Source organism: Streptomyces sp. NPDC001599 (assembly GCF_042893535.1).
Lineage (GTDB): Bacteria > Actinomycetota > Actinomycetes > Streptomycetales > Streptomycetaceae > Streptomyces.
This window is the reverse complement of sequence record NZ_JBIAVA010000001.1, coordinates 15,482-31,468: the sequence shown is the minus strand read 5'-3', so window position 1 is coordinate 31,468 and position 15,987 is coordinate 15,482. Positions and strand designations below refer to the sequence as shown.

The window sequence follows — 15,987 nt, the reverse complement described above, 5'->3', positions numbered from 1 at the left end:
TGACATGGACGATTCGCTCACGTTCGAGAGCTTCCTCACGGGGGCGCGGACGGCCGCCCAGAAGGCCATGGACGACCATGCACGCGGCGAGTACGACGAGTTCGCCCTCCACGGCGGGGTCGCCTTCGAGCGGCTCGCCAAGGCGGTCCTGATTTCGAAGAACCCTGCGTACCTGGTCGAGATGCGCAACGGCAACTCTGACATGCTGCTGTACCTCTGCGGGGATCTGAAGCAGAAGCCGAAGAGCGGCGTTCGCACGGTGGGCGCCATGGAGGCCATCGGACGGCTCCGGAGCATGGAGCTGCTCATGCAGGACAAGCAGCTTGACGAGCTGATCGCGCTTCGCAACGGCACTGCTCACACCACCGTGGGCAACGAGGCGAAGGCCCTGCTGCCTGCGCTCGCGGAGAACGTCCAAGCACTCCTGAAGCACCTGAAGCAGCCGACAAACGCTTTCTGGGGCCGTTGGACGAGCGCCATCGGGGCGGCAGTCGACAAACAGCGCAGCGAGATTCAGCGGGACGTGGAGATCCGGATCAAGCAGGCCAAACATCTCTTCGAAGACCGATTCAAGGGTTTGCCTGAAGGCAGCAAGGACAAGGTTCTGAAGGATCCTCGGCCCAAGGAGACCATGGCCTTCGATCGGATCGTCATGAGGAACAACGAGAAGGTCCTCCTGTGGATCAAGGGAGTGCTGTGCCCCGCCTGCGGAGGCAAAGGCTCTATGACACTCACCCCCATCGCCACTGCGGGGTCGGACGCCGAGATGGTGCCGGATTCCTTCGAGTGCCACTTGTGTCGTCTGGAACTGAATAACGTCGAAGAGATCGAGGCCTCCGGAGTTGACCCAGGTCAGACGTACCTGCCCTTCCAAATCAGCTTCACGACGTCGAAACTGCCCTTCGACATTCAGCTAGGTGAGACCCACAGGGGCTGAACCGTCAGACCGCGCTTGACGCCCCGGCTCCCCAGCCGAGCCTTCGCATGTCCAGACTCGCGCACGGACCCCCCTGCGCACCCGTAAGGAGGTCCTCTTGATACCTGAGCTGATCCAGGTCCTCGCCGCAGCCGAGGAGACGGGCGGCGGTCCCGACGTCGGCAAGATCCTCGGCCAGTTCGCCCAGTACGGCGTCGTCGGCCTGATCGTCGTCCTGCTGATCATCGGCGTCATCGTCCCGAAGTACGTGATGAACGCCCTCACGGCCGAGAAGGACAACTGGCGCACGGCGTTCGAAGCGGAGCGGGCGGCCCACCAGGTCACCCGCGAGCAGCTCGCGAAGGCCGAGGAGCGCGGGGATGTCGCCACCGAACAGGGGAAGGCGATGACCAGGCTCCTCCACGAGCTTGGCCACCAGCCCCACAGCGTCCCCGGGAGCGCCTGATCATGTGGGCCTTTCACCACGCACAACCGTCTCCCGAGTCGGAGACCGCGCTGAGGGCCGCCGAGAAGTCCCTCCAGCAGGCGAAGGCCCACCACCCCGAGGTCGAGGCCAAGTGCCGTGAGACCCGGCGGGTGAAGGAGCAGCTCCAGCGCATCGTCTTCGGGCAGAGGCCCTCCGCGGCCTCCTGAGCCACCTCTAGAGCAGCCCCTCCGGTACACCCCCCTCCGGAGGGGCTTTCCCTTTCCCCAGCAGCCCCCTCCGGGTAACGCGTCACGGCACCGGAGGGGGCTTTCGCATGCCCTCGTGCAAGGAGCCCCCGTGTCCACTGGCCCTCAGCGCTACCCCGGCGCCAGCACCGCGTACTGGTACCAGAACCGTTTCGGCGGCGACCTCCAGGAGGTCAACGTCGTCGTCCTCCACACCACGGAGGGGACGAACCTCCCCTCGTACGACGGCGGCGCCTCGGCCCCCAACCTCACGCTGGTGCCGGACTTCAAGGCCAAGCGGCTGAAGGCCTACCAGCACTTCGACTTCGACCGCTCCTCGCGGGCCCTGGTGAACCTCCGGGGCGGCGTGGAGACGAACACCTGCAACGTCACCCAGGTCGAGCTGGTGGGCACCTGCGACCCGGCGACCCACGCGAAGTGGAAGAAGGCCGGGTATACGTACATCTACTGGCCCGAGGCGCCCGAGTGGGCCCTCCAAGGCGTGGCCGATCTGCTGGCCTGGGCCCACCAGCACCACGGCGTCCCGCTCGCCGGCCCGAAGACCTGGAAGGCGTACCCGGCCTCCTACGGCTCGGGCAACGGCGTCCGGATGTCCTTCGCCCAGTGGAACTCCTTCAAGGGCGTGTGCGGCCACCAGCACGTCAGCGAGAACCTTCACGGCGATCCCGGTGCCCTGGACTTCGCCCGCATCCTGGAGCTGGCCAAGGAGGGCGGGGCGACCCAGCCGGCTCACCCGACGTACGAGCCGTTCCCCGGCTCCGCGTTCTTCATGAAGGGCTCGAAGCCCGCCCTGGGGAAGTCCTCGCCCGTCTTCACGGCGATGGGCAAGCGGCTGGTCGCGGAAGGCTGCGGCTTGTACAGGGTCGGTCCGGGTCCTGTCCTGGGCCAGGCCGACGTCGCCAGTTACGAGAAGTTCCAGCGCAAGCTGGGATTCACCGGATCGGATGCCAAGTGGCCTCCCGGCCCGACCTCGTGGGCAAAGCTCAAGGTCCCGAACGTCTGACTCTCGTACTCTGCTCGTGGTGTCTCTCTGGCGAGAACACTGACGCCCCCGGTCTCCCTCGTGGAGATCGGGGGCGTCTTCGTCGTTTCCCGGGCAGAATGCCCCCGTGGATGCGGGAGTTGCGGCTGTCCTGGGTGCGGCCATCGGGGGAGGCCTGGCGGGACTGACGGCGATCGGGACGGGCTGGTTCGCTCTGCGGGTCGCTCGCCTTCAGGTGACCTCACAGGAGTCTGAAGCAGCGCGCCAGCGCCGCTTCGAAGCTCTTCAGGAACGCCGAGTACCGCGACAGAAGGCGTATGAGGAGTTCATCGACGTCGGGCATCGAATCCAAGACCTCTTCGAGAACATGCCGGAATGGTCTACGCACAAGCACCTCTGGTCAGAGCTGAGCCAGCGGGCCGCCACAGTCGCCGTAGTCGGTCCAGACGCGGTGGCTGAAGCCGCCGAGGCTGCCTTGCATGCATTCACTCTGGCGTTGATCCGCCACGGACGCGATGACCACGCTGAACACACCGACATCGTGGGTCCGATGCAGAACTTTGCCGCTGCCGCCCGCCGTGCCCTGGAAGACGACGGCAACCCCGAGCCGGTTGTCAGTCCTCCAAGTCGATGACGAAGTCCACCGTGGTCGGACACCGCGCAAGCTAGCCGCCACCTACTTCTCAACCTGAACGGTAGATTCCGGACAGGTAATGCCCGCGCCCAGCCGTACGGTGTTGACCGTGAACGTCCCGATGGGTGACGGTCATAGAAGTCTGTAGAAGCCAGGCGAGTAGGGGAGAGCCATGACGCTACGGTTCATCGCGAAAGACCCGAACACCAACGGCGACAACTGCCCGACGGTCTGGGTGGATGAGAAGACGAATGACCTGGTCGTCCAGGGCTGGAAGGTGGACAACGAGACGGAGCGGGAGTGCCTGGAGACCGGAGGCATTCCCGACACGGAAGCGGTGGTCCGACTCCCCGCCCGCATGATGGCCGCGATCAGGGAGGCGTGTGATGTCGCAGACGGTGCCTCCGTTCGCTGATCTACTGGCGCGCTGCCGCCACAGGGCAGTGCATCTGGAGACCCGTGACGTCTACGGCGTGCCGGAGGAGGACGAGGACTTCGCGGCCTGGCGCACGGGCAAGCGGTACGACATCGCCGACCGCGCGTCGTGGTGGAACGGCTTCCTCGACTCCGTGGACCAGGCCGTGAGCCGCGGAGTAGCCGTTCATCGCGCTCGCATCGTCTCCGAGCCGGTGACCGAGTACATCCGCTACGAGCACTCGTGCACGCCGCAGAATCTGGCAGCCGGCGAAGAGGTCCGGTGGTTGCCGCGACGCCTGGCCTCCGACCTGTTGATCCCCGGCAACGACTTCTGGCTCTTCGACAACGAACTGATCAGGTTCGGGCTGTTCTCGGGTGACGGGGCCTTCGTCGAGCACACCCTCTGCGACGACCCCGACGTGATCAAGAACGTGGCTGAGGCGTTCGAGGCCGTCTGGAGCCGAGCGCTTCCGCACGACCGCTACAGCATCTGAGTACCGAGGTATGACCGAGTCACCGACAGCCGCCGTTCAAGCTGCCCGACGCCAGCTCGCCACCCGCCTGCGGGAGATCCGCACGGAGGCGGGGCTGACGGCCACGGAGCTTGCCCGGCGGCTGGACTGGTACCCCTCCAAGGTTTCCCGCATCGAGAACGCCCGCACTCCCCCTGCGATAGCGGACATCAGGGCCTGGTGCGCGGCATGCGGAGCCGACCAAGCCGTGGAGGACCTGGTGGCCTCGGCGCAGTCCGCGGACTCGATGTACATGGAGTGGCGTCGCCTCCAGCGCACCGGACTGAGGCACCTCCAGGAGTCCCGTGTCGAGCTGTACGAGCGCACGCGCCTGTTCCGGGTGTACTGCTCCACCGTCATTCCCGGGCTGCTCCAGACGCCCGCCTACGCCACCGCGCTTCTGGAGTCGATCGCCCGCTTCCACAACACCCCGAACGACGTCGCTGAGGCCGTGGAGGCGCGGATGAACCGGTCCCGAGTCCTCTTCACGCCGGGGAACCGCTTCTCGGTCCTGGTGGAGGAGTCGGTGCTGCGGTACCGCATCGGTGATTCGGCGGCCATGGCCGGGCAACTGGGCTACCTGCTCACGCTGATGTCCCTACCGTCCGTCAGCCTCGGCGTGATCCCCTTCTCCTCACAGCATCCAGCATGGCCCCTGGAGACCTTCAACGTCTTCGACGACTCCCGTGTGCACGTGGAACTGCTCTCGGCAGCGGTCAAGATCACGGCTCCGAGCGAGGTCGAACAGTACGTCAAGGCCTGCAAAACGCTGAGCCGTTCGGCCGTCTACGGGGCCAGGGCCCGCGAGCTGATCACCGCGGCAATCGCCCACCTCAGGTAGAGAGCATAGAAAACTGTAGAAGATAGTTGAGGCCCCTCTTACGCCTTCCCTACGGTCACAGCAACCGACACGCTTCCAAGGAATCCCGCCGCCCCAGGCCCCTGGCACGCGAAGTCGGCAGTCCTCCCTGACCGTTCGAAAGCGGACGAGGCCCAGATGATCCTGCCAGCGATGCCGCACCACACCGGGCACCCCGGATACTCCGAGACTCTTCCAGGCCTGGAAGAGAGCGCCGAGGAGGCCCGCCAGCTTGTACGGACGGCCCTGGCGGTCTGGTACCTAGACGACCTGACGGATACGGCGACACTGCTCGTCTCGGAGCTGGTGGCGAACGCCGTCAAGCACACCAACAGCCGCGTGATCCGCGTCATCGTCACGCGGCCGAGTGAACGGTTCGTACGTATCGGGGTGGTCGACAAGGCCCGCGTGCTCCCGGAACTGGTCAAGCCCGACGAGGACCTCCTCACGAGCGGTCGGGGTCTCCTTCTCGTTGACGCCCTGGCCGAGCGATGGGGCACCGACGTCCACCGCTGGGGCAAGCAGGTCTGGGCGGAGCTGATGAGCGAGCCGGCCCGATGACTGATGAGTATGAGAAGGCGTACAAGGCCCTCTACGACCACGCACTGGAGTGCCGGGACTGCCCAGAGAACTGCGCCGAGGGAGCCGCTCTGCGCCGGGCCGTAAGGGAGGCGCGCAATGACGCAATGCATCAGCGGTGAGCACGACTTTCCGTTCGAGGACGAGACCGGGGCCTACTGCTCGGAGCACGGCGTGACCCTGCGGTGGAACCCTCCGGCCTTCGCGTGGGACGACCTGCTCTCGGAGCCTGGGCGCCTGCACAGCAGCGCCTTCCCCTGGCTGCGCGAGCTGACCGATGAGGAGGCGTACGAGTTCCTGGATCAGGTGATCCGAGCGGCTCAGGACGCCGGGACCCACACGGCCTTCCTCCACGCCCTGGACGTCCTGGTGGACCAGCACTCTCCAGCCCCTGCACTCCCTCACGGGGTCATGCCCGAGCGGCTCCCCCAGACCTCGTGAGGTGAGCGGAGCCCCGGTCGTCCGTGCGGCCGGGGCCTCTGCGTCAGGGAAGGTCGATCGTCCCGTCCTGAGTCATCCTCGCGTTCCAGGGGAGATTCGAGCCGTCGAGGTCGTTGACCGAGCCCGTCCACGCGGGCGCAATAGGCCAAGCAGATTCGCTCTCCTGAACGTATTGCTGGGCATACATCGTGGATGGGTTGGCTACCGTGATCAGGCACCTGTCCGGGAATACCGAACTGAACCCGACATGCACATAGGCGGTCGGGTTTTCAGCCTGCGCAGCGGTGGCAATTGAGGCGACGCTCGCCTTGTTCGTGTTGCTGCCGTTCCAGCTACTCACGCACGCCTGGAGAGACTCGTCCTCCGGATCCACAACCTCGGCCTTGTCGTCCCCTGAGACGGAGGTCGGAGCACCGTCACCGCCCGACTGAGCTGCGGTGACTCCTCCTACAGCCCCGACTGCGGCGATGCCCAGAGCAAGGACGCCGACCTTCGCGGTAGTGGACAGCGCCCCCCAGAGTCCCGGCTTTTCCGGGGGCTCTGGAGGGCGATCAGGGAGCGGCGTGATACCTGTGGAATTCGACGTCGACATGTGTCGAACCATAGAAGACGTGCAGCCGTCCACCCTGCTCGCATTCATAATTCTGAGGGATGTTCGAGCATATCCAGATGGCACACAACGGCTCCCGATACCCTCGTCCGCAAACCCTCATTCTCTGTGGTCGGTGTCGAGCCCTCCCACATCGACGACGGCTAGTCTTCGAAGTCCTCGTCCGTGAACAGATCCGGCTCTGGGACCACGCCCCTGGGGTAGACGATCGGGTCAGGGTCCCAGTGGCGGTACTCCCACGTCGCGTACGTGGTGATCTGCTCGATGCTGTCCTCGGGCATGTACTCACGAGCTGCCTCAGCAGCAACCCTGACCACTTCGGTGTACGTGTCGTCGAGCCGAGGGAACCGGGTCACCTGCTCGTTGACTTCGATCTCCAGCTTGATCGTGAGAATCTTCTTCACGCTCTCGCGTCCCTCCCCTGTCGGTGGAGAATCAGTCTGAGCGGACACACTCGTTGAGCGTCGTCGATCTCGAATGTTGGCATCGGAAACCCTCAAGTAGATACGTTCGAGTGAACCCGTGGTGGGCCACCTTCAGCACGTCGACGCCGTTGAGCGCCGCTGCCGCCGGGGACCGGGCCAGCTCCCGCTGGGCCGGGGGCTCCAGGTCGCCGAGCAGGAGCAGGCGCAGGCCCGCCGTCCGGACCAGGAGGGTGACGCTGGCGTCGTTGGGGCCGCCCTCCGTGCCCGGTGCGGTGGTGGACGGCGGGCTCGGCGGGGGCCAGACCACCTGCCAGGACAGCGGGCCGGAGCGTCGCTGCTCACCGGTGGCCGCCTGCCGCACGGGGATGCGCCGGGCTCTCGCCTGTCTGCGGACGAACTCGGCCTGGTCCGCGGGCTCTTCGCGGGCGGTCGTCTCGATCGCGCCCACCGAGCGGCCCCGCAGCACCCCGGGCAGCCCGGCCACGTGGTCGGCGTGGAAGTGGGTCAGCAGGACGAGGGGGACGCGGGTGATGCCGAGGGAGCGCAGGCAGTGGTCGACGAGGGTGGGGTCGGGGCCCGCGTCCACGACCACAGCCGTCCCCTCTCCCGCCGCGAGGACCAGCGCGTCGCCCTGGCCCACGTCGCACATCACCATCCGCCAGCCGGGTGGGGGCCAACTCTTGATCACCCGGGCCAGCGGGGGCGGTTGCAGCACCACGAGGATCAGGAGCAGGGCGCAGAGGGCGCACCACCAGGGGTGCCGCAACAGGCGTCGGCCTGCCAGCAGCACGCCCACCGTGACGAGGGCGAGCAGCGCCGCCCCGGCCCAACTGCCCGGCCAGTCCACCCCCGCGCCGGGCAGCGCGGCCCCGGTGCGGGCGACCCCCGCGATCCACTCGGCCGGCCAGCCCCCGCACCAGGCCAGGCTCTTGGCCAGGGGCATCGCCGCCGGTGCCGTCGCCAGGGCAGCGAAGCCGAGCACGGTGGCCGGGGCCACCGCGAACTCCGCCAGCAGGTTGCACGGCACCCCCACCAGGCTCACCCGCGCCGACAGCACCGCGACCACCGGCGCGCACAGGGCCTGCGCGGCACCCGCGGCGGCCAGCGCCTCCGCGAGCCGGGGCGGGACCCGGCGCCGGCGCAACGCCGCGCTCCACCGGGGAGCGAGCGTGAGGAGCGCCCCCGTGGCCAGCACGGAGAGCAGGAAGCCGTAACTGCGGGCCAGCCAGGGGTCGTAGAGCACCAGGAGCAGGACCGCCGTCGCCAGGGCCGGCAGGAGTGATCTGCGGCGTCCGGTGGCCAGGGCGAGCAGGGCGACGGACCCGCAGGCCGCCGCCCGCAGCACGCTCGGGTCGGGCCGGCACACGACGACGAAGGCCGACGCGAGCAGCCCGCCGAGCAGGGCGGTCGTCCTCAGACGCAGGCCGAGGCGGGGGGCCAGTCCTCGGCGCTCACTGCGCTGGGCCAGGCCCGGCGGGCCGAGGAGCAGCGCGAGCACGATCGTGAAGTTGGCGCCCGAAACGGCCAGGGTGTGTGTCAGGTCGGTCTCCCTGAACGCCTCCTCCAGCTCCGGTGTGACGCGTGAGGTGTCGCCGACGACCAGGCCCGGCAGCAGCGCTCTCGCGTCCGTCGGCAGGTCCTCGGTCGCCTCGCGCAGGCCCTCCCGCAACCGTCCCGCCAGGCGCTGCGCCGCCGACGGCCCCGCAAGTACGTCGGGGGGCCGTCGAACCGCGCGTACCCGCAGCACCGCGGCGATCCGGTCGCCGCGCTCTCTCGGGGGCGCAAGCCGTGCGGTGACGCGGAGCCGTGTGGTCGGCAGCAGGGTCAGCCAGCGGGCGGGTGCGGGCCGTGTGCGGGACCGCTCGTCTCCCTCGCCGACGTCGACGAGGACGAGCACCGGCGTCCGGGTCGTCACCGTCGTCCCGGACGCCTCGCTCACCCGCCGCACGTCGGCCTCGATGAGCACCGTGGGCGGCACCGCGCGGTTGCCCCGGACGCGCGGCCGGGTGAGGCGGGGGTCGGCCGTGACCTCCACCTCCGCGGTGACGGTGGCGTAGTGCCGGGCAGCCTCGGGGACGGGCCCGCGGCGCAGGTCCGCGCCGTGCAGTGCGGCCGAGGTGGCGGACGCGGCGACGCAGAGGAAGAGGGCGGCGGCCGCCGGTGCGTGGGGCCGTTCGCGCACCGGCCCCAGCAGCAGCGCCCCGGCCAGGAGGAGAGCGCCCGTCACCACGCCCACCGCCCAGCCGGCCGGCACGTCCAGCACCAGTGCCGCCGTCGCCCACGCCGCGAGGGCGGGCGGTACCAGGCGCAGGTCGGCGGGGCCCTCCTGCCGGGGGTGGGCCGCGCCCAGCCGGTGGCCAGAGGCCGCGTGCACGGCGGCGCGCGGGGGCCTCGCAGGGGGCTGATCGGACCCGGTGAGCCCGTCCGGCCGGCCCGCTCCGGTCACGTGCCTGCTCATGGCCGTACGAGATCCCGCAGGTCGGCGAAGCGGCGCTCGCCGATGCCGTTGACCTCGCGCAGTTCGTCGACCGAGCGGAAACCGCCGTGCTGGGTGCGGTAGTCGATGATGTGCTGGGCGAGGACCGGGCCGACGCCCGGGAGGGTGTCGAGCTGGTCGGTGGTGGCCGTGCTGAGGGAGACCGGTGCCGCGGGGGCGGCCCCCGCGGGCCCGCCTGGGGCGGCCCCCGATCCGGCGGGTGGCGCGGGCGCTCCGACGATCACCTGTTCGCCGTCCACCAGGAAGCGGGCACGGTTCAGCCCGTCGGTCTTCGTGCCGGGCCGCACGCCCCCGGCGGCTCGCAGGGCGTCGGCGACGCGGGACCCGGCCGGGAGGCGGTGGATGCCCGGTTTGCGGACCTTGCCGCCGACGTCCACCACGATCTCGGGCCCGGCCACGGCCGTCGGCGCGGCCTTGGAGCCGGGCTCGCCCGTCGTCGCGCGGTCTGCGGCCGTCGGCCCCGGTTTCCCGGCCCCGTATGCCGCCGCCTCCCGCACCACCTCGGGTGCCGCCACCGACTGGGTGCGGCCGGACCAGAAGTGCTGCACCGCGAAGACCGCCGCGACGACGAGCAGCACCGTGAGCGCGGCGACGCTGCGCCGCTCCAGGCCGCATCGGGTCTGCAGCCACAGCGGCATCCGCTCCCGCAGCGCCTGCCCGGTCCGCTCCCGCCAGGTCGGCGTGGCACCGCAGGAGTCACCGGTGTCCGCTTCGCCGGGGGTCTCGGGGCCCGGCAACGGCGGTCCCTTTCCCGCCTCCCCCTGCGCCCTCTCGTGTCCAGCCCGGTCGAATTCCTCGACAGGCTCCCCGAACAGCGCCTCCGCCCTCCGCCGCAGTTCCTCCGGCGGCGCGTGCCGGCAGCCGTGCCGGGCGTGGGAGCCGGGGCGGATGCGGGGGCGGGCGTGGGAGCGGGAGCCGGGTGCGCGGCGGTGTACGAGGCGGCCGTCCGAGGCCGGGGCGCGGCCCGGGCCACTGGTCGCGGACGTGGTGCGTGAGCGTGATCGAAGAGCCATGCGACGAGGATCGGGCACCTGGACGCCCTCGCGATGATCATGGTCAATTCCCGGGGACTACTCCCGGGTTGTGGACAACTCCGGCCCTCACACGGGTGACCCGGCCGGCCCTCACCGCGACGAGACCACGACCCCCAACAGCCCCGGCCCCGTGTGCGCGCCGATCACCGCGCCGACCTCGCTCACGTGCAGGTCGGCCAAGCCGGGAACCCGGTCCCGCAGGCGGTCCGCCAGGGCCGACGCCCGGTCCGGGGCGGCGAGATGGTGGACGGCGATGTCGACGGGCGCGCCGCCGGCCCGGTCGGCGGCGATCTCCTCCAGCCGGGCGATGGCCTTGGACGCCGTCCGGACCTTCTCCAGGGGTTCGATGCGGCCGCCCGCCAGTTGCAGCAGGGGTTTGACGGCGAGGGCGGAGCCGAACAGGGCCTGGGCCGCGCCGATCCGGCCGCCGCGGCGCAGATAGTCGAGGGTGTCGACGTAGAAGTAGGCGGAGGTGCCCGCGGCGCGCTTCTCCGCGGCCGTGACGGCCTCGTCCACCGTGCCGCCCGCCTCCGCCGTCTCCGCGGCGGCGAGCGCGCAGAACCCCAGGGCCATCGCGATCATCCCGGTGTCCACGACACTGACCGGGACGGGCGCCTCACGCGCCGCGACGACGGCCGCGTCGTGGGTGCCGGAGAGTTCGGCGGACAGGTGCAGGGAGACGATGCCGTCGGCGCCGGACTCGGCGATTCTGCGGTAGGTCTCGGCGAAGAGCTCGGGGCCGGGGCGGGAGGTGGTGACCGGCCGCCGTTTCTGCAGTGCCTGGGCCAGGGAGCGGGTCGAGATCTCGGTGCCCTCCTCCAGGGCCCGGTCGCCCAGGACGACGGTCAGGGGTACCGCGGTGATGCCGTGCCGCTCCATCGCCCGGGCCGGGAGGTAGGCCGTTGAATCCGTGACGATAGCGACATGGCGGGACATGAGCTGGAGGTTACCTGGCGTAGTGTCCGTGCGGCAGTCCGGCCCCGGCGACCGGGCGTTCACAGGGGCGCGACCGGGCCGGCGGGGTCGGTCAGGTCGTGCTCTCCGGGCGGGCCTTCTTCTGCCAGGGGTACACGGGGCTCGCGGCGGGCGGGGTGATGGCGGGACGCGCGGAGTTCTTCTCCGCGGGCTCCTGCGCCGGGGAGTCCGGCCAGGTCTGCCGGGCGGACGCGGCGTCGGCGGGCGGGGCCTCGGGCCAGGACGGCGGCGCGGCGGGCGGTGCCTCCCCCGGGCCGGTCCCGGCCGCCGCCTCCGCCTGCGTCTTCGTCTCCGTCCAGTGCCGCAGGGCACCGGCCTCCACATCGATCTGGGCGCTCAGCGTGTCCAGGTCGTCGTCCGCGAAACGGTGGGCACGGTCCCGGGCCGCCCAGCGCAGGGCGTCCGCCGACCGGGTGATGCGCTCGGTGCGCTCGCGCAGTCCGGGCAGACGCTCGGCGAGGGTGGCGCGGTCCGGCTCGGACTCCAGTCGCCGCAGCTCGCCGTCCAGCTCGTAGCCGTGGGCGCTGAGCCGCTCGAAGAGGGCGAGGGACTCCTTGAGGGATTCGTCCTCGGCCACGCGCGCGTGCAGCGCGTCCTGGGTGGCCCGCATGGAGGTGCGCAGCGTCAGCCGCAGCTGTGCCAGCTCGGCCGCCGGGCCCACCTGGACGAGGGACTTGGCCCGCAGGGTGTGGTCCTCGACGGTGCGGCGGGCCTGGGTGATGCCGCGGTCCACGCTGCGCTTGGCGGCGCCGACGGCCTTCACCGTGGCGTAGACGCCCAGCACCACGGCGAGCAGGAAGAGCAGGGCGAACACGGTGAGCGCTGCTTCCACTGGGCTCCTCCTCCGAGCGTCCGGCCCGCGGGCCGGCCGGCCACGGCGCGGCACCCGTCGTGCCGCTCTTCCACGGTAAACGCAACGGGCAGGCCCAGGGTTCCGCAAGAACCCCGAACCTGCCCGCACCCGACCCGTAGGGGGCGTCAAAGGCGCCCCGGTCACCGCCTACGCCGGGACGATGTTCACCAGTTTCGGTGCCCGCACGATCACCTTGCGGATCCCGGCCCCGCCCAGCGCGGCCACGACCTTCTCGTCGGCCAGCGCGGCCTTCTCCAGGTCGTCCTCGGAGATGGAGGGGGCGACCTCCAGCCGTGCCTTGACCTTGCCCTTGATCTGGACGACGCAGGTCACGGTCTCGTCGACGACGTGGGCCGGGTCGGCGACCGGGAAGTCCTGGTGGACGACTGAGGACTCGTGCCCCAGCTTGCGCCACAGCTCCTCGGCCACGTGCGGGGCCAGCGGCGCGACCAGCAGCACCAGACGCTCGGCGACCGACCGCGGTACCGGGCCCTGGGCCTTGGTCAGGTGGTTGTTCAGCTCGGTGACCTTGGCGATGGCGGTGTTGAACCGCATGCCCTCCAGGTCCTGCCGTACGCCGTCGACGGCCTTGTGCAGGGCGCGCAGGGTGCCGGCGTCGATGTCGCTCTCCGCGACGTCCGCCACGGACAGCTCACCGGTGTCCTCGTCGACGACGTTGCGCCACAGCCGCTGCAGCAGCCGGAACTGGCCGACCACCGCGCGGGTGTCCCACGGCCGGGACACGTCCAGCGGGCCCATCGCCATCTCGTACAGGCGCAGCGTGTCGGCGCCGTACTCGGCGCAGATCTCGTCGGGGGTGACCGCGTTCTTCAGGGACTTGCCCATCTTGCCCAGCAGCCGGGAGACCTTCTCGCCCTGGTAGTGGTAGGCGCCGTCGCGCTCCTCCACCTCGGCGGCCGGTACGGCGATCCCGCGCGCGTCACGGTAGACGTACGCCTGGATCATGCCCTGGTTGAACAGCTTGTGGAACGGCTCGGCCGAGGACACGTGCCCCAGGTCGAACAGCACCTTGGACCAGAAGCGCGCGTACAGCAGGTGCAGCACGGCGTGCTCGGCGCCGCCGACGTACAGGTCGACGCCGCCGTGCGGCAGGCCCTCGCGCGGACCCATCCAGTACTGCTCGATCTCGGGGTCGACCAGCTGCTCGCCGTTGTGCGGGTCCAGGTAGCGCAGCTCGTACCAGCAGGAGCCGGCCCAGTTGGGCATGGTGTTGGTCTCGCGGCGGTACTTCTTCGGGCCGTCGCCCAGGTCCAGGGTGACGTTGACCCAGTCCTCGTTGCGCGACAGCGGGGTCTCGGGCCTGGTGTCGGCGTCGTCCGGGTCGAAGGTGCGCGGGGAGTAGTCCTCGACCTCGGGCAGCTCCAGCGGCAGCATCGAGGCGGGCAGGGGGTGGGCGATGCCGTCCTCGTCGTAGACGATCGGGAAGGGTTCGCCCCAGTAGCGCTGGCGGCTGAACAGCCAGTCGCGCAGGCGGAAGTTGACGGTGCCCGCACCGGCGCCGGCCCGCTCCAGCCACTCGGTGACGCGCTCCTTGGCCTCGACGACACCCAGACCGTCCAGGGAGACGTCCGTACCGGAGGAGTTCACGATCTTCGCGTCGTAGGAGGCGAAGGCCTCGTCCCACGTCGACGTGTCGGTACCGCGGCCGTCCGTCGGCTCGACGACGCACCGGACGGGCAGCTCGAAGGCCCGCGCGAACTCGAAGTCGCGGGAGTCGTGCGCCGGGACGGCCATGATCGCGCCGGTGCCGTAGCCCATCAGCACGTAGTCGGCGATGAAGACCGGGACCTGCTCGCCGTTGACCGGGTTGGTGGCGTACGCGCCGATGAAGACGCCGGTCTTGTCCTTGGCCTCGGCCTGCCGCTCGACATCGGACTTGGAGGCGGCCTGCGCGCGGTACGCGGCGACGGCCTCGGTCGGGGTGGCGTGGCCGCCGGTCCACGCGTCGCGGGTGCCCTCGGGCCAGGCGTCCGGGGTGAACTTCTCGACCAGCGGGTGCTCGGGCGCCAGCACCATGTAGGTCGCGCCGAACAGGGTGTCGGGGCGGGTGGTGAAGACCGTGATGCGCTCGCCGTCCACGGGGAAGTCGACGCGGGCGCCCTCGGAACGGCCGATCCAGTTGCGCTGCTGCAGCTTGATGGCCTCGGGCCAGTCCAGCTGGTCCAGGTCGTCCAGCAGCCGGTCCGCGTAGGCGGTGATGCGCATGTTCCACTGGCGCAGCTTGGACTTGAAGACGGGGAAGTTGCCGCGCTCGGAGCGGCCGTCGGCGGTGACCTCCTCGTTGGCCAGCACGGTGCCCAGTCCGGGGCACCAGTTGACCGGCGCGTCGGAGGCGTAGGCCAGGCGGTACTCGCCGAGCACGTCGGCGCGCTCGGCCTCGCTCAGGCTGCTCCACGCCCGGCCCGCGTGGCCCGGGACCTCCCGCTCACCGGACTCGAACTGCGCGACGAGCTCGGCGATCGGGCGGGCCTTCCCCGCCTCGTCGTCGTACCAGGAGTTGAAGATCTGCAGGAAGATCCACTGGGTCCACTTGTAGTACTCGGGGTCGATCGTGGCGAACGACCGGCGCCTGTCGTGGCCCAGACCCAGCCGGCGCAGCTGGCTCTGCATGTTCTTCATGTTGGTCTCGGTCGACACGCGCGGGTGCGTGCCGGTCTGCACGGCGTACTGCTCGGCGGGCAGGCCGAAGGCGTCGAAGCCCAGGGTGTGCAGGACGTTGTGGCCGGTCATCCGCTGGAAGCGGGCGAAGACGTCGGTGGCGATGTACCCCAGGGGGTGGCCGACGTGCAGGCCCGCACCCGAGGGGTACGGGAACATGTCCATGATGAACTTCTTGGGCTTGGCGACCAGCTCCGGGTCGCCCGCCAGGTCACCCTTGGGGTTCGGCGCGGCGTACGTCCCCTCGGCGTCCCAGAAGTCCTGCCAGCGTGCCTCGATCTCGGCGGCCATGGCAGCCGTGTAGCGGTGCGGCGCGGCATCCGCCGGCACAGGGGCACTCGCCGCGGGGTTCGTCTCGCTCATGATCCTCAAAGCTCCATCGATCGTCTCTGCCAGCGGCTGCGACCTTCATGACCAGCGGCTGCGAAGGCCGGGAAATGAAAAATCCCCTCGCACAGGAGGGGACGCCGCGCCGATTCCGGCCACCGGACTACGACCGGGGTCGGGACTGATCAGCGCGGCTCGCTAAGCAGAAGGCGTACGGCACGCATGGCGTCAGGGTACCGCAGTCACCGATCGGGCCGCGACGGGCTTCCGCGCCACGCGCGGCCGACCGGAATCCGGGGCCCGGCAACCGGAAAACGGAGGCGGACCTGAACCAAGGTCAAAGGTTACTTCGCGTAACGACCGCTAAGGGACACCAGCACGAGCGCGCTGTCATTTGATAACAACGCAATAACTCAAACCCCCTACCCACGGGTATGGCGCCACTTAGAGTGCGGCAGCGGGACCGCTTTCCCGAACCGCTCCGGAGTTGCCCCCATGAACCCTCCCCCGATCCACCCTCGCCACACCAGTCCGCCGCCTTCCCTCACGTCCCT

Annotated in this window: 17 protein-coding genes; 10 read left to right on the top strand and 7 right to left on the bottom strand. The window is 70.0% G+C overall.

The window, feature by feature from the left end; translation table 11 throughout:
* Positions 1-4 precede the first annotated feature (4 nt).
* The 10 genes from ACFYZ3_RS00180 (at position 5) to ACFYZ3_RS00135 (ending at position 6,033) form a co-directional block, all read left to right on the top strand.
* Positions 5-937, top strand: a complete 933-nt coding sequence (locus ACFYZ3_RS00180; protein WP_388512720.1) for a hypothetical protein — start codon at positions 5-7, stop codon at positions 935-937.
* A 97-nt stretch (positions 938-1,034) separates the two neighbouring features.
* Positions 1,035-1,382: a hypothetical protein gene (locus ACFYZ3_RS00175; RefSeq protein WP_388512719.1), complete on the top strand. Its 348-nt coding sequence runs from the start codon at positions 1,035-1,037 to the stop codon at positions 1,380-1,382.
* A 2-nt stretch (positions 1,383-1,384) separates the two neighbouring features.
* Positions 1,385-1,570: a hypothetical protein gene (locus tag ACFYZ3_RS00170; protein WP_388512716.1), complete on the top strand. Its 186-nt coding sequence runs from the start codon at positions 1,385-1,387 to the stop codon at positions 1,568-1,570.
* Between the two features lie 130 nt (positions 1,571-1,700).
* The gene (locus ACFYZ3_RS00165) at positions 1,701-2,612 is read left to right on the top strand and encodes a peptidoglycan-binding protein (protein ID WP_388512714.1); all 912 of its coding nucleotides are present in this window, start codon (positions 1,701-1,703) and stop codon (positions 2,610-2,612) included.
* A 106-nt stretch (positions 2,613-2,718) separates the two neighbouring features.
* Positions 2,719-3,225: a hypothetical protein gene (locus ACFYZ3_RS00160; RefSeq protein WP_250759318.1), complete on the top strand. Its 507-nt coding sequence runs from the start codon at positions 2,719-2,721 to the stop codon at positions 3,223-3,225.
* 172 nt (positions 3,226-3,397) lie between these two features.
* Entirely contained in the window at positions 3,398-3,640 is a 243-nt protein-coding gene (locus ACFYZ3_RS00155) for a hypothetical protein (RefSeq protein ID WP_388512712.1), read from the top strand.
* Positions 3,612-4,136, top strand: a complete 525-nt coding sequence (locus ACFYZ3_RS00150; RefSeq protein ID WP_210917818.1) for a DUF6879 family protein — start codon at positions 3,612-3,614, stop codon at positions 4,134-4,136. The genes ACFYZ3_RS00155 and ACFYZ3_RS00150 overlap by 29 nt, the downstream gene beginning before the upstream one ends.
* Positions 4,137-4,146: 10 nt before the next feature.
* Positions 4,147-4,995 (top strand): helix-turn-helix domain-containing protein, encoded by an 849-nt coding sequence (locus ACFYZ3_RS00145; protein ID WP_388512709.1) that lies wholly within the window; start codon positions 4,147-4,149, stop codon positions 4,993-4,995.
* A gap of 171 nt (positions 4,996-5,166) precedes the next feature.
* Positions 5,167-5,574, top strand: a complete 408-nt coding sequence (locus tag ACFYZ3_RS00140) for an ATP-binding protein (protein ID WP_388512707.1) — start codon at positions 5,167-5,169, stop codon at positions 5,572-5,574.
* 117 nt (positions 5,575-5,691) lie between these two features.
* The gene (locus tag ACFYZ3_RS00135) at positions 5,692-6,033 is read left to right on the top strand and encodes a hypothetical protein (RefSeq protein WP_388512704.1); all 342 of its coding nucleotides are present in this window, start codon (positions 5,692-5,694) and stop codon (positions 6,031-6,033) included.
* A gap of 43 nt (positions 6,034-6,076) precedes the next feature.
* Here the strand turns inward: ACFYZ3_RS00135 and ACFYZ3_RS00130 are convergent, their stop codons facing one another.
* The 7 genes from ACFYZ3_RS00130 to leuS all read right to left on the bottom strand — a co-directional run bounded on the left by ACFYZ3_RS00130 (position 6,077) and on the right by leuS (position 15,469).
* Positions 6,077-6,625 (bottom strand): hypothetical protein, encoded by a 549-nt coding sequence (locus ACFYZ3_RS00130; RefSeq protein WP_388512702.1) that lies wholly within the window; start codon positions 6,623-6,625, stop codon positions 6,077-6,079.
* Between the two features lie 161 nt (positions 6,626-6,786).
* Positions 6,787-7,047 carry a hypothetical protein gene (locus ACFYZ3_RS00125; protein WP_388512699.1) on the bottom strand — a complete coding sequence of 87 codons (261 nt, stop codon included), beginning with the start codon at positions 7,045-7,047 and terminating at the stop codon, positions 6,787-6,789.
* Positions 7,048-7,078: 31 nt separating this feature from the next.
* A complete protein-coding gene (locus tag ACFYZ3_RS00120; RefSeq protein WP_388512696.1) occupies positions 7,079-9,526 on the bottom strand; it encodes a ComEC/Rec2 family competence protein in 2,448 nt (815 codons plus the stop codon).
* Positions 9,523-10,578, bottom strand: coding sequence for a helix-hairpin-helix domain-containing protein (locus ACFYZ3_RS00115; protein WP_388512694.1), 1,056 nt, complete (start codon positions 10,576-10,578; stop codon positions 9,523-9,525). The genes ACFYZ3_RS00120 and ACFYZ3_RS00115 overlap by 4 nt, the downstream gene beginning before the upstream one ends.
* Positions 10,579-10,689: 111 nt before the next feature.
* Positions 10,690-11,535, bottom strand: a complete 846-nt coding sequence (locus ACFYZ3_RS00110; protein ID WP_388512691.1) for a DegV family protein — start codon at positions 11,533-11,535, stop codon at positions 10,690-10,692.
* Between the two features lie 91 nt (positions 11,536-11,626).
* Entirely contained in the window at positions 11,627-12,406 is a 780-nt protein-coding gene (locus tag ACFYZ3_RS00105) for a hypothetical protein (protein ID WP_388512689.1), read from the bottom strand.
* A 168-nt stretch (positions 12,407-12,574) separates the two neighbouring features.
* Positions 12,575-15,469 carry a leucine--tRNA ligase gene (leuS, locus tag ACFYZ3_RS00100; protein WP_388512686.1) on the bottom strand — a complete coding sequence of 965 codons (2,895 nt, stop codon included), beginning with the start codon at positions 15,467-15,469 and terminating at the stop codon, positions 12,575-12,577.
* Positions 15,470-15,987 lie beyond the last annotated feature (518 nt).

Bases quoted from the DNA above. Each gene is read 5' to 3' on its own strand.
- ACFYZ3_RS00180 (WP_388512720.1), top strand. From the start codon at position 5: ATGGACGATTCGCTCACGTTCGAGAGCTTCCTCACGGGGGCGCGGACG.
- ACFYZ3_RS00170 (WP_388512716.1), top strand. From the start codon at position 1,385: ATGTGGGCCTTTCACCACGCACAACCGTCTCCCGAGTCGGAGACCGCG.
- ACFYZ3_RS00155 (WP_388512712.1), top strand. From the start codon at position 3,398: ATGACGCTACGGTTCATCGCGAAAGACCCGAACACCAACGGCGACAAC.
- ACFYZ3_RS00150 (WP_210917818.1), top strand. From the start codon at position 3,612: ATGTCGCAGACGGTGCCTCCGTTCGCTGATCTACTGGCGCGCTGCCGC.
- ACFYZ3_RS00145 (WP_388512709.1), top strand. From the start codon at position 4,147: ATGACCGAGTCACCGACAGCCGCCGTTCAAGCTGCCCGACGCCAGCTC.
- ACFYZ3_RS00140 (WP_388512707.1), top strand. From the start codon at position 5,167: ATGCCGCACCACACCGGGCACCCCGGATACTCCGAGACTCTTCCAGGC.
- ACFYZ3_RS00135 (WP_388512704.1), top strand. From the start codon at position 5,692: ATGACGCAATGCATCAGCGGTGAGCACGACTTTCCGTTCGAGGACGAG.
- ACFYZ3_RS00130 (WP_388512702.1), bottom strand. From the start codon at position 6,625: ATGTCGACGTCGAATTCCACAGGTATCACGCCGCTCCCTGATCGCCCT.
- ACFYZ3_RS00120 (WP_388512696.1), bottom strand. From the start codon at position 9,526: ATGAGCAGGCACGTGACCGGAGCGGGCCGGCCGGACGGGCTCACCGGG.
- ACFYZ3_RS00115 (WP_388512694.1), bottom strand. From the start codon at position 10,578: ATGGCTCTTCGATCACGCTCACGCACCACGTCCGCGACCAGTGGCCCG.
- ACFYZ3_RS00110 (WP_388512691.1), bottom strand. From the start codon at position 11,535: ATGTCCCGCCATGTCGCTATCGTCACGGATTCAACGGCCTACCTCCCG.
- leuS (WP_388512686.1), bottom strand. From the start codon at position 15,469: ATGAGCGAGACGAACCCCGCGGCGAGTGCCCCTGTGCCGGCGGATGCC.